11 protein-coding genes are annotated in these 12,275 nt (G+C 36.0%); 10 read left to right on the forward strand and 1 reads right to left on the reverse strand.

From position 1 onward, the window contains the following. From U8521_RS03485 to recN, 3 genes are read left to right on the forward strand one after another with little or no spacing between them, the layout of a single operon-like run. Entirely contained in the window at positions 1-849 is an 849-nt protein-coding gene (locus tag U8521_RS03485) for a polyprenyl synthetase family protein (RefSeq protein ID WP_334332979.1), read from the forward strand. A 10-nt stretch (positions 850-859) separates the two neighbouring features. Continuing rightward, complete coding sequence (locus U8521_RS03490; RefSeq protein WP_334332978.1) at positions 860-1,684, forward strand: TlyA family RNA methyltransferase; 825 nt, start codon at positions 860-862, stop codon at positions 1,682-1,684. 8 nt (positions 1,685-1,692) lie between these two features. Then, on the forward strand, positions 1,693-3,387 hold the full coding sequence (gene recN / locus U8521_RS03495; RefSeq protein ID WP_334351866.1) for a DNA repair protein RecN: 1,695 nt from the start codon (positions 1,693-1,695) through the stop codon (positions 3,385-3,387). On the opposite strand, the gene U8521_RS03500 is transcribed toward recN, so the two are convergent. Beyond that, entirely contained in the window at positions 3,379-3,699 is a 321-nt protein-coding gene (locus tag U8521_RS03500) for a hypothetical protein (RefSeq protein WP_334351867.1), read from the reverse strand. The two genes, recN and U8521_RS03500, sit on opposite strands and share 9 nt — an antisense overlap. Before the next feature lie 179 nt (positions 3,700-3,878). On the opposite strand from U8521_RS03500, the gene gmk reads away from it, so the two are divergent. The 7 genes from gmk (at position 3,879) to pknB (ending at position 12,271) form a co-directional block, all read left to right on the forward strand. After that, a complete protein-coding gene (gene gmk / locus U8521_RS03505; protein ID WP_135374121.1) occupies positions 3,879-4,490 on the forward strand; it encodes a guanylate kinase in 612 nt (203 codons plus the stop codon). 4 nt (positions 4,491-4,494) lie between these two features. Next, the gene (rpoZ, locus tag U8521_RS03510; RefSeq protein WP_135374119.1) at positions 4,495-4,749 is read left to right on the forward strand and encodes a DNA-directed RNA polymerase subunit omega; all 255 of its coding nucleotides are present in this window, start codon (positions 4,495-4,497) and stop codon (positions 4,747-4,749) included. 103 nt (positions 4,750-4,852) lie between these two features. After that, positions 4,853-7,258 (forward strand): primosomal protein N', encoded by a 2,406-nt coding sequence (gene priA / locus U8521_RS03515; protein WP_334351868.1) that lies wholly within the window; start codon positions 4,853-4,855, stop codon positions 7,256-7,258. 10 nt (positions 7,259-7,268) lie between these two features. Then, a complete protein-coding gene (gene fmt / locus U8521_RS03520; RefSeq protein ID WP_334351869.1) occupies positions 7,269-8,219 on the forward strand; it encodes a methionyl-tRNA formyltransferase in 951 nt (316 codons plus the stop codon). Then, positions 8,209-9,531 carry a 16S rRNA (cytosine(967)-C(5))-methyltransferase RsmB gene (gene rsmB / locus U8521_RS03525; RefSeq protein ID WP_334351870.1) on the forward strand — a complete coding sequence of 441 codons (1,323 nt, stop codon included), beginning with the start codon at positions 8,209-8,211 and terminating at the stop codon, positions 9,529-9,531. The genes fmt and rsmB overlap by 11 nt, the downstream gene beginning before the upstream one ends. A 19-nt stretch (positions 9,532-9,550) precedes the next feature. Further along, positions 9,551-10,297 carry a Stp1/IreP family PP2C-type Ser/Thr phosphatase gene (locus tag U8521_RS03530; protein ID WP_334332972.1) on the forward strand — a complete coding sequence of 249 codons (747 nt, stop codon included), beginning with the start codon at positions 9,551-9,553 and terminating at the stop codon, positions 10,295-10,297. After that, the gene (gene pknB, locus U8521_RS03535) at positions 10,298-12,271 is read left to right on the forward strand and encodes a Stk1 family PASTA domain-containing Ser/Thr kinase (protein WP_334332971.1); all 1,974 of its coding nucleotides are present in this window, start codon (positions 10,298-10,300) and stop codon (positions 12,269-12,271) included. It begins immediately after the preceding gene. Positions 12,272-12,275 lie beyond the last annotated feature (4 nt).

A 12,275-nucleotide genomic window follows, 5' to 3' on the forward strand; every position in this document is an offset into this window, starting at 1 on the left:
ATGGATATAAAGAATTTTTCTGATTTTTGTGAAAAAGTGTTACCCGATTTCAATCAATTTTTAGATCAGAAATTACAAACAGAAATCAAACAAACAACTTTGAGAGATGCCATGCTCTATTCTCTAGATGCTGGTGGAAAAAGAGTTCGTCCGATGCTGTTTTTAGCTGTCGCTTATTCTAGTGGAGTTAAATTTGCTGACTTGAATAAATATTATGATATTGCTGGTGCAATTGAACTAGTCCACACTTATTCATTGATCCATGATGATTTACCAGAAATGGATGACAGTGATTATCGGCGAGGTAAATTAGCTAATCATAAGAAATTTGGTGTTGGACCAGCTGTTTTGGCTGGAGATGGATTATTAACACAAGCTTTTTATTGGATTGCTAAATCCTCATTGAGTACTGATAAACGGATGGCTGCAGTCAGAATTTTATCTCATAATGCGGGACCGATGGGTATGGTTGCTGGCCAGATGACGGATATTACAATGGAAGATAAGATACTTAGTGAAGCTGAATTAACGACTTTGCATAAGGAAAAAACAGCGGACTTAATTACTGCTGCTGTTACAATTGGAGCTTTTTGTGCTGGACATGAATTGTCGTCACATTTGGTTCAATATGCTAATGATATTGGGCTAGCCTTTCAATTAAAAGATGATTTGAATGACGCTGATGATGGCGAAGATGATAATAAAAATACTTTTCCAAATTTGATTGGTAAGGAAAAAACGGAAGAAAAATTAGCTGCACTCATTAAAGACGCTTTGAATGCAGTTTTGAAGGAAAATGAATTCGATAAAAACTTATTGATTAGTTTTCTAGATTATTTCAAAGAATAGGTGACACATATTGGCAAAAAAAAGAATTGATGTTTTATTAGTAGAGCAAAATTTATTCGAATCAAGAGAACAAGCTAAGCGTTCGATCATGGCTGGTGAAGTTTACAATCAAGACAATTTACGTTTTGATAAACCTGGTGAAAAGGTTGATCCTGATACTGTTTTTCACTTGGCTAAAAATGCTCATAGTAAATACGTTAGTCGAGGTGGCTACAAGTTAGAAAAAGCCTTGAAGTCATTTAACATCGATTTGAGCGACCGCATTTGTCTTGATATAGGTTCATCAACTGGTGGCTTTACGGATGTAGCATTACAAAATGGTGCAACTAAAGTGTATGCGCTCGATGTTGGTTACAATCAGTTGGCTTGGAAATTGAGAAAAGATGAACGTGTCGTTGTTATGGAGCGAGTAAACTTTCGTTATAGCAAGCCAGAGGATTTTAAAGAAGGTTTGCCACAATTTGCGATGACAGATGTTTCCTTTATCTCATTGGAATTGATTTTGCCCCCAATGTTCAACATCATTTTGCCAGGGTCCGATGCCGTATGTTTAATCAAACCTCAATTTGAAGCTGGTCCCGAAAATGTTGGTAAACATGGAATTGTACGTGACAAAAAAGTCCATCAGATGGTCTTGGAAAAAATCACTAACTTTGCCAAAGAAGCAGGATTCATCGTTTCTGGATTGGATTACTCACCAATTAAGGGTGGAGAAGGAAATATTGAATTCTTAATGCATATTCAAAAACCAGCTCAAAAGCAAGATGGCGAGATTCTTGAAAATGTTTCAATTGAAAAAACAATGGCAGCAGCTTATGCAAATCTTAATAAATAGGTGAGAGAATGCTCAAAAAACTAATTATCAATAACTTTGCAATTATCAATAAGTTACAAATTGATTTTAAAAGTGGAATGACAGCTTTAACTGGTGAGACCGGTGCAGGTAAGTCAATTATTATTGATGCACTGGGTTTGTTAGTTGGTAGTCGGTCATCAATTGATTTTATTAGAACCGGACAAGAACAGCTGAATGTGCAAGGACTATTTGAAGTAAAATCAAGTAGTCCTATTTTTGCTATTTTGACTGAATACGGGATTAATTGTGATGATAATCAAATAATCATCAAACGAGAGATCAATCGCAAAGGCCGTAATGTTTGTCGAATCAATAATGAATTAGTTAAAACAAATGTGTTACGTCAGGTTGGTAAGTACTTAGTAGAGATCCATGGTCAAAATCAACAACAGGAATTATTAGATGAAGATAATCACATCAATATTTTGGATCGTTTTGCTGATGATAAATTTCAAAATGATTTATTAACTTATTCAAAATTATTTGCTACATATCAAGCAAAAAAAAATCGTCTACGAACGATTCAAAAAAATTCTCAAAATTTAGTACAACGAATCGACATGTTGAAATTTCAAATCGAGGATATCGATAGTGCAAAGATTTCTGCGGGCGAAGATGATCGACTAGAAGATGAAAAAAATCAATTGTCCAACTTTGAAAAAATCAGTTCGGCATTGCAAGAAAGTTATCGTGGTCTATCGGAAAATAATGTTGGAGTAGTTGACGCTTTAGGAAATGTCCGTGATCAATTGGAAGAAATCATGGATTTTGATAAATCTTATCAAGAGTTGTATGACTCAGTAAATGGTGCTTACTACCAATTACAAGACAATGCAGCTACGATTGCTGATGCGATTGAGAACTTAGACTTTGACGAAAATCGGCTTGATAATATTCAAAAACGGTTAATAACTTTGGATAATTTGAAAAAGAAATACGGACCAACCTTGGATGAAGTAATTGAATTTGGTCAGAATGCTCATGATGAATTATCAAAAATCGACATTGATGATGATACTGAACAAAAACTTGAGGCAGAAATTGCGGCTGAACAAAAAGAGTTGCTTAACTTAGGAAAAGAATTATCGAAAGCACGTCATCAAACAGCTACTAATTTGGAAAAATCAATCAATCGTCAATTAAAAGATTTATACATGCCTAATGCACGGTTTAGTGTCGCTTTTAAGTCGCTTGATGATGATATGTCGAGTAAGGGAATCGATCAAATTCAATTCAATTTGAAGACTAATGTTGGTGAAGACTATAAGCCATTAGTTAAAGTTGCTTCAGGTGGTGAGTTGTCACGTGTTATCTTGGCTTTTGAAGCAATTATTGCTGAAAAAATGAATGTTGAAACAATTGTCTTTGATGAAATAGATACTGGTGTTAGTGGTCGTGTGGCTCAAGCTATCGGTGATAAAATTTATAAAGTTTCACAATTTTTGCAAGTTCTTTGTATTACACATTTGCCACAAGTTGCAGCTATGAGTGATATTCAATTTGAAATTAAAAAGGAGACCGTTAAGGATAAAACAGAAACAAAAGTTTCATTACTTAACGATCTCCAAAGAATTGAAGCCATATCATTGATGTTGGCTGGTACCAAGGTGACTGATTTAACTAGAAAACATGCCCAAGAGCTATTAGAATTAGCTGAAGGCGAACAAAAACGTTTAGACTAAGCTAATTGATTTAAGATGGTCCAAAGTTACAATTTCAAAAAAGGTTGAATTGACCTTGAAAACGAATTTATTTTTATTAACTTGTGAAATAAATTTGCCATGGAACTGTTCATCGTTTAACATTGTAATAACGACAGAAAAATGTTTTTGATAACTTTGTTCTGCAAAAAGTTCTAATTGCATTAATGGCATTTGTTTTATTTGTTTATTTTGACTACTTTCAATATTGAAATCGAAATTATTATTAATAAAGTTAGCGGTGTTGTTGATTAGATTTGTAGTGAAACGATTGTATGATTGTCTTGCTTGCATTTTTAAACCCCCGAACGCTTGTTTGTGTCTTCATTATACGAACCTTTGTTCGAAAGAGCAACTCTATTTTTTTATTTCTTTAAAAATTTTTATATTGACAAGTGGGAAAACCTTGAAAAACAAGTGATTTTATTGCATGATAGATACCATATTAAATAGATAGTAGGGATAATTTAATTATGTCAACAAGGGGAATGTTAATCGTTTTATCAGGTCCATCTGGAGTAGGTAAAGGTACAGTAAGAAAAGCTATGCTGAAAAATTCATCAATTAAGTTTGATTATTCAGTCTCAATGACTACTCGTCAAATGCGTCCTGGAGAAGTCGATGGAGTCGATTACTATTTCCGAACAAATGAGGAATTTGAAGAAGAAATAAAAAATGGTGGTATGTTAGAGTACGCTAAATACGTTGACCATTACTATGGAACACCATTAAAATATGTTAACCAAAAACTTGATGCTGGCATTGATGTCTTGTTAGAGATAGAAGTCAATGGAGCAATGCAAGTTCGTGAAAAGATGCCGGACGGAGTGTTTATTTTCTTAACACCACCTGATTTGACAAGTTTAAGAGATCGGATTACAAATCGTGGAACAGACGATGAAAAGACGATCGATAAACGAATGGTTCAGGCCAAAAAAGAGATTGAAATGATGACAAGCTATGACTATGCCGTCGTTAATGATAAAATACCTAATGCAGTTGAAAAAATTGAAGGTATAATTAGAAGCGAACACTTGAGAGTGCCTCGTGTGATTGACCAATACAAAAAAATAATAGGAGATTGATAATATGATTATTTATCCATCAATTGATAAACTTTTAGATCGAGTTGACTCTCGTTACTCATTGGCAGTTTTGGCAGCCAAACGTGCCCATGAATTGGAAAATGGTGATATTGAACTATTAAACAAGTATGAATCACCAAGAACAGTTGGTCGTGCTTTTGAAGAAATCGCTGACGACAAGATTGAAATTGATCCAGATTCAATTCTGCTTGAAAAAGAAGCCGAAAAAGTAGAAGAAGAGAAAAAAGAAGAAAATTAATTAAAACGATCCCACTAATTCGTAATTTGAATTAGTGGGTTTCTCTTTTTATAGGCAAATGTTATATAATTTTTTTATGAAATTTTTTTGATAGGTGGTTTATATGGCAGTAGCGGAAATAATTGTCGATGTACCTACGATGCAAACAAATCGTCCATTTGAATATTTGATTCCAAAAACCTTAGAAGACGTTGTTGTAGCAGGGATGCGAGTTGAAGTGCCATTTGGTCGTGGTAAGCGTCAAATACAGGGCTTTGTGATGCAAGTCAAACAAGAAAGTGACTTTAAAGGTAAATTGAAACCGATAACTCGGGTCATCGATCTGCGTCCAGTCTTGTCAAAAGAGATGCTGGAATTATCTTATTGGTTAGCTGATCAAACTTATTCTTTTCAAATATCTTGCTTGCAGACTATGCTTCCTAGCGTCATGCGGGCGAAGTATCAGCAATTTGTGATTCCTAAAGCCGATAGTCCCGAAGTGAAAAAATTGATGCGAGGTCAGAATGAATTAGAAATCACCAATCAACTAAGCGACGAAGAGATTCGTTTGATCAATAAATTACGTAAGAATCAACAAGTTGATATTTCTTATGTCGTTAAAAATAAAGCACAGCAAGTTAAACGCCAGGCTGTGACGACAGATTTGAATCAGGTTCAATTGGTGGAAGCTAAGAATACCTTGCGAAGTAACGCTAAAGCTCAAATTAAATTATTGGATTTTTTGGCTAATCATCTGACTGATTTACCGATTGAAATGAATATTTTGGAAAAAGACTATGAGATCAGTCGTTCAGCCATCAAAACTGCCGAGAAAAATCAATTATTGAAAATAGTTGAGGTTACAAAATTGCGTAAGCCAGTCGGTATAAACGCTAAAAAGACAACCAAGTTACAACTAACGGCGGAACAAAAAGTGGCAGTGGATCAAATTTCAACAGCCATCACGCAACAAAATCCCGAAACTTTCTTGATTGAAGGAGTAACCGGTAGCGGCAAGACTGAAGTTTATTTGCAAACAATTGAAAAAGCACTCCAAGCTGGGAAAACAGCCTTGATGTTAGTTCCAGAAATTTCTTTAACACCACAGATGGTCAACCGAGTTGTCGGTCGTTTTGGTGATCAAGTAGCGGTCCTACATAGTGGTTTATCAAGTGGTGAACGTTATGACGAGTGGACTAGGATTGAGAAGGGCAATGTTAAAGTTGTTGTTGGCGCTAGAAGTGCAGTTTTTGCGCCTTTAGAAAAAATTGGCTTGATTATTATTGATGAAGAGCATGAAGCAAGTTATAAACAGGATGATAATCCCCGTTATAACGCTCGTGATGTGGCCTTATGGCGGAGTAAAGTTAATAAGTGTCCGGTCGTTTTAGGAAGTGCTACACCATCATTGGAATCCAGAGCTCGAGCTGAAAAAGGCGTTTATCATTTGATCAGAATGACGAAAAGGATCAATAATCAAAATTTACCTCACGTTGAAATTGTTGATATGCGAGATGCAGAAAATTCAGCTGTCAAAGGTGATTTTTCACCAGCGTTACAAGCGGCTTTACAAAAAACATTAGATAAACACGATCAAGCAATTGTTTTGTTGAATCGTCGAGGATATTCCTCATTTATGATGTGTCGAGAATGCGGCTTTGTATTGAAATGCCCTAATTGTGATGTTTCATTAACCTATCACAAGGATCTAGGTAGAATGAAATGTCATTATTGTGGACATGAAGAGCCGGTACCAAATAGTTGTCCTAATTGCCGAAGTAAAAAAATTGGCTTTTATGGTACAGGTACCCAAAATATTGAACAACAGTTAAATGATTTATTTCCTCAAGCTAAAGTTTTAAGAATGGACGTTGATACAACTCGTCGCAAAGGAGCACATGCCAAAATTTTACAAAAGTTTGGTAGTCATCAGGCGGATATTTTGTTAGGGACGCAAATGATTGCTAAAGGCTTGGATTTTCCAGATGTGACACTTGTTGGGGTAATCAACGCTGATACAACTTTGAGCTTGGCGGATTTTCGGGCTAGCGAGCGGACTTTTCAACTATTGACTCAAGTCAGTGGCCGAGCTGGTCGAGCGGACAAAACTGGTCACGTGGTGATTCAAACTTATAATCCTGATCATTACGCCATCAAAGATGCCGCTAAGCAAGATTACGAAACTTTCTTTAAACAGGAGATGTATATCCGTCATCAAGCGAACTATACGCCGTATTATTTTACGACTTTGATCAGTGTCGCTAACAAAGATGAGGGACAGACTTTGAAACAAAGTTATTGGTTAAAAAAACAGTTACAGTCATCGTTATCAAAGGATGCCATCTTGTTAGGACCAAGTCCAACGATGATTTCTCGGAAACAAAATAAATATTATTACCAAATTATTGTAAAATATAAACATGAACCAAAATTGCATCAGAAATTATTGGAAATTCTCAATGAGACACAAGCCGATGCTAAAAAGGGTTTTACAATTGCGATTGATAATGAACCACAACATATAGATTAAGGGTGATTGAATGACAAGAGTTATATTTTTAGGAACACCAGAATTTTCAGCGACAGTCCTTCGCGGGCTTTTAAAAGCAAATTATGACGTCGTTGCAGTGGTAACACAACCAGATAAACCAGTTGGTCGTAAACAAAAGTTACAAAAGAGTCCAGTAAAATTAGTGGCTGAAGCAGAAAATATCAAGGTTTATCAGCCAGCTAAATTGCCAAAGAGTCCTGAAATGGAAGAACTAAAGGCACTTAACGCAGATCTTTTGATTACTGCGGCTTACGGTCAATTTTTACCAACATCATTTTTAAATTCAGCTAAAGTGGCTGCTATCAATGTTCACGGATCACTTTTGCCTAAATATCGTGGTGGAGCTCCAATTCAATGGTCTTTGCTAAATGGTGATAAAGAAACTGGTATCACGATCATGTATATGGTTAAAGGGATGGATGCCGGTGATATTATTAGTCAAAAGAAATTGCCGATAGCGGAAAGTGATGACAATGGTAGTCTATTTGATAAGATGGCAATCGTTGGTCGTGATTTATTACTAGACACGATCCCCAAGATTTTGAGTGGTGATATCCATCCAATCAAACAAGATCCTGATAAAGTTGTCTTCTCACCAAATATTTCTAAAGAACAAGAGCATATTGATTTTTCAAAGAGCGCTGAAGAGATTTTTAACCAAATCAGAGCCTTGAGTCCCGATCCTGGTGCTTGGGTGATGCTAAATAATCAAAGAACAAAGCTTTATCAAACTCAAGTAGAACAAATAAATTCTGATCAACCAGTCGGCAGTATTTATGATCTTGGGAAAAAGCGCTTAGTGATTGTAGCTGGGGATGGCCAAGGAGTTGCAATTAAAAAGATTCAACCAGCCGGTAAAAAAATTATGGATATTGCCAACTATATGAATGGTTTAGGCAAAAATCTAGAAAAAGGACAACAAATTATAGATGAAAAATAATCCACGTGCGTTAGCCGTAACAGCCTTAACTCGAGTTTTCCAAAGTAAGGCTTATTCAAATATTGAAATTAATAATCTGTTAAAGAATTCCGATTTATCAGACGCTGACAGTCGTCTGATGACCAATATCGTTTATGGCGTTATTCAACATAAATACGTTTTAGAGTTCCAATTAAAACCTTATTTGGAAGATAAGAAAGTCGAACTGTGGCTTGATCTTTTATTGATGAGTGCGATTTATCAATTACAATATCTGGATAAAGTCCCTGATCACGCTGTTTTAAATGAGTCGACCGAAATTGCCAAGCAAAAAGCAGGTCGTGGCGCTGGAAATCTGGTTAACGCTGTTTTACGTAATTATCAACGTCATGGATTTAAGAACTTACCGAAGGGTGATTCAGTCTACAATCTTAGTTTGCGTAACAGTGTTCCTAGATGGTTAGTCGATCTAATGATTGACCAGCAAGGTTTTGACAAAGCTAAAGAGATTTTAAGTTCAGTCAATCAGCCATCACACGTCTCAATCAGAGTGAATACTAATAAAACGAATGTTGATGACTTGAAGAAAGCTCTTGATGAACAAGGCTTTGAGATGCATTACAGTAAGATTTCTTCAGTTGGATTAGTATCTAAGAGTGGAAATTTAGTTAATACGCAAGAATTTCGTGACGGTTTGTACACAATTCAAGATGAGAGTTCAATGCTAGTGGCACCAGCTTTAGATATTCAACCTGACAGTAAAGTCCTTGATGCTTGTTCAGCACCGGGAGGCAAGACGACTCACATTGCCAGTTATTTGAAAGATGGAGAGGTTTTTGCCTTAGATATCCACAAACATAAGACCAAATTAGTTCGTGAGAATGGTCAAAGAATGGGTTATGGCGATATTATTAGTACAGGTGCAGTTGATGCTAGAAAAGCTAAGGACGTTTTGAATACTAAATTTGATCGAATCTTAGTCGATGCACCTTGTTCTGGTCTGGGATTGATCAGAAGAAAACCAGAATTACGTTACTTTAGAAAACCCGAGGACTTAGAAAATCTTCAACGGGTCCAATTAGAAATTTTGGATAGTATGGTAGATTTGTTGGAAGTAAATGGGAAATTAGTATTTAGTACTTGTACTTTCGATGATGAAGAAAATGAGTTAGTTGTGAAGAAATTCTTAGATAAGCATTTGAATTTCGATTTGATTCCAGTTAAACATGACCCAGTATTGGACGAATCAATGACTCACGGTATGTTGAAGATTTTCCCAAGTGATTACTTTACAGATGGATTCTTTATAGCAGCTTTTGTTAGAAAAAATTAAAGAGGTAAGGTTAAGACTAATGAAGTATGCGTTATTAACTGACGTTGGAAAACTCAGAGAAAATAATCAAGATTATGTCAATGTTTTTAAAAATAAAAAAAATATTGTGTTCGGAATCGTTGCTGATGGGATGGGCGGCCATCGTGGCGGAGATGTTGCTTCAGATATGGCAGTGTCGCATTTGGGGCACAATTTTCAAGAATCAGAAGTCGATGATATTGATGAATTACGTGAATGGATCATCAGTGAATTGAGCAAGGAAAATGACCGAATCGTTTCAGTCTCAAATCAGTTTGATGATCTAAATGGTATGGGTACGACGATGGTTGGTGTCTTTTTCGTTCAAAATAAACTAATGGTTGTCAACGTAGGTGATTCCAGATGTTATATTTACACCGATGGTGCGTTGAAACAATTGAGTGTTGACCATTCATTAGTTCATGAATTGTTAGAAACTGGCCAAATCAGTCCTGAAGAAGCCGAAAATCATCCTCAAAAAAATATCATTACACAAACGCTGGGTGTTTCGCAGACGGTTCAACCAAGAGTGAAGAATTTCGATTTGATCGATGATTCAATCATTTTATTGTGTACGGATGGTTTGACTAATATGGTTCCTGAGAATGAAATTAAAGATATTTTGGCTCAAGAGATCAGTTTAGATGCAAAATGCCATTTGTTGATCAATAAAGCAAATGCTGCTGGAGGAAGAGATAATATAACCGCCTTGCTCTTCTCAACTAAAAGTGATGGAGGTAAGCAGTAAATGGAGAAGGGTTACCTAGTAGGCGGTCGTTATGAGATTCTAGGTACACTTGGTGAAGGTGGAATGGCTAATGTTTATTTAGCTAATGATACCTTGTTAAATCGCAAAGTTGCTGTTAAAGCTTTACGTTTTGATCTCCAAGATGACGAGTCAGTCAAGAGGAGATTTGCACGTGAAGCCAAAGCAACAAGTGGGCTCTCCAATCCTAATATTGTCAATGTCTTAGATGTTGGAAACGATAACGGCGTGCAGTACATCGTCATCGAATATGTTGACGGACCGAATTTGAAGAAATACATTCGGACACATTATCCAATTCCTTATCACGAAGTCGTTGATATTATGAAACAGATCTGTATGGCTGTGTCTGATGCGCATGAACATGGAATTATTCACCGTGATTTAAAGCCGGAAAATATTTTGGTTGACGAAGCTAAGAAACCGATACAAGTTAAAGTTTCCGATTTTGGTATTGCGTTAGCTTTAAGTGAGCGTTCAATTACAAGAACTAATTCGTTGTTAGGTTCAGTGCATTATATGTCACCCGAACAAATCAAAGGATATTCAGCTACAGTTTTGTCGGATATTTATGCTCTAGGGATTATTTTGTTTGAATTGATAACAAAACATGTTCCTTTTACTGGAGATACAGCGGTCACAGTCGCTTTAAAGCATTCTAAGGAAGATATGCCAGACTTGCGTAAGATTGACCCAGATATTCCACAACCACTTGAGAACGCAGTTTTGAAAGCTACAGCCAAGGATCCAGAACAACGTTATCAATCAGTCAAAGAAATGTGTGAAGATTTGAATACTTGTCTGATGCCTGAGCGTAGCGACGAACCCAAGTTCATACCGACCCCAATTAATAATTTAGAAGAAACAAGAGTGATGCAGCCACTAGATAATACTAGTGACGAAGCGGCTGCTCCCAAGAAACAAGTACCTAAAAAAATTAGTCGGAAAAAAAGAATGATCATTCTTTTGTCTTTAATTCCGCTAGTTCTAATTTTGTTCTTAGTCGCAATGATTATTAAGAGCAATCAAGAAACAACCGTACCCGATTTGTATAATTTAACGCTGAAACAAGCTTCGGTTATGTTGAAGAGTTCTAATTTACAAGTTGGAGAAGTTTCAAAAGAAAATGATGATGATGTTGAAGCCGGACACGTTGTCAAATCGATTCCTGCTAAAGGGCTCAAGTTAAAAAATGGTGCTGATGTTAATTTAGTAATTAGCCTCGGTGCAACGTATTATAAGATGCCTAAATTAGTCGGTAAACAGTATGAAGACGTTTCCGATAATTTGAAAAAACGTGGTTTTAATGTCAAAGTTAAATATAGAGCGACGAATGATTATGAAGCGGGAACTATTTTGAACCAAAGTATTCCTAAAGGTAAACGAGTCGTTACTAAGAATAAGTCGTTGACTTTGACGTTAGCAAAAATAAAAGCGGTTAAACCAAAAGTCATTAAAGTCAGAGATCTTGAAGGTTATAATTTAAAGAGCATTCAAGATTATGCCAGTGATGCTGGATTGATTTTGGATGTCTCATATGAATATTCTGACAGCGTTGCGGATGGGATTTTAATTAGACAAGATCCAGGACCAAATAGTACCCTCAATGAAGGGGGAACTTTGACAGTTGTGATGTCTAAAGGTAAAGATCCTGATAAGTCCACTACTAGTGACAGTGATGATTCAGATTCTAATAATAGTAATAACAGTAGTAGCAATTCTTCTACTACAAGTACAGTAACCAAAGACATTACGATTCCTTATGACACAAGTGGCGATAATAACATTACGATCTATATTTCTGATGCTACCCACAATATTTCAACCGTTTATAAGACAATGACGATTACACAAGATACACCAGTAACATTAAGTTTTAATTTAAAAGATGGACAAACTGGATCCTACGTTGTCGAACGTGACAATAAGACTGTTTTAGGTGGTTCAGTTAAATAGGTGA

Source organism: Companilactobacillus miaonis (assembly GCF_036913615.1).
Taxonomy (GTDB): domain Bacteria; phylum Bacillota; class Bacilli; order Lactobacillales; family Lactobacillaceae; genus Companilactobacillus.

What these genes read in the sequence shown, in the direction of transcription:
- U8521_RS03485 (WP_334332979.1), top strand. Translation starts at nt 1, where the DNA reads ATGGATATAAAGAATTTTTCTGATTTTTGTGAAAAAGTGTTACCCGAT.
- recN (WP_334351866.1), top strand. Translation starts at nt 1,693, where the DNA reads ATGCTCAAAAAACTAATTATCAATAACTTTGCAATTATCAATAAGTTA.
- U8521_RS03500 (WP_334351867.1), bottom strand. Translation starts at nt 3,699, where the DNA reads ATGCAAGCAAGACAATCATACAATCGTTTCACTACAAATCTAATCAAC.
- gmk (WP_135374121.1), top strand. Translation starts at nt 3,879, where the DNA reads ATGTCAACAAGGGGAATGTTAATCGTTTTATCAGGTCCATCTGGAGTA.
- rpoZ (WP_135374119.1), top strand. Translation starts at nt 4,495, where the DNA reads ATGATTATTTATCCATCAATTGATAAACTTTTAGATCGAGTTGACTCT.
- priA (WP_334351868.1), top strand. Translation starts at nt 4,853, where the DNA reads ATGGCAGTAGCGGAAATAATTGTCGATGTACCTACGATGCAAACAAAT.
- fmt (WP_334351869.1), top strand. Translation starts at nt 7,269, where the DNA reads ATGACAAGAGTTATATTTTTAGGAACACCAGAATTTTCAGCGACAGTC.
- rsmB (WP_334351870.1), top strand. Translation starts at nt 8,209, where the DNA reads ATGAAAAATAATCCACGTGCGTTAGCCGTAACAGCCTTAACTCGAGTT.
- U8521_RS03530 (WP_334332972.1), top strand. Translation starts at nt 9,551, where the DNA reads ATGAAGTATGCGTTATTAACTGACGTTGGAAAACTCAGAGAAAATAAT.
- pknB (WP_334332971.1), top strand. Translation starts at nt 10,298, where the DNA reads ATGGAGAAGGGTTACCTAGTAGGCGGTCGTTATGAGATTCTAGGTACA.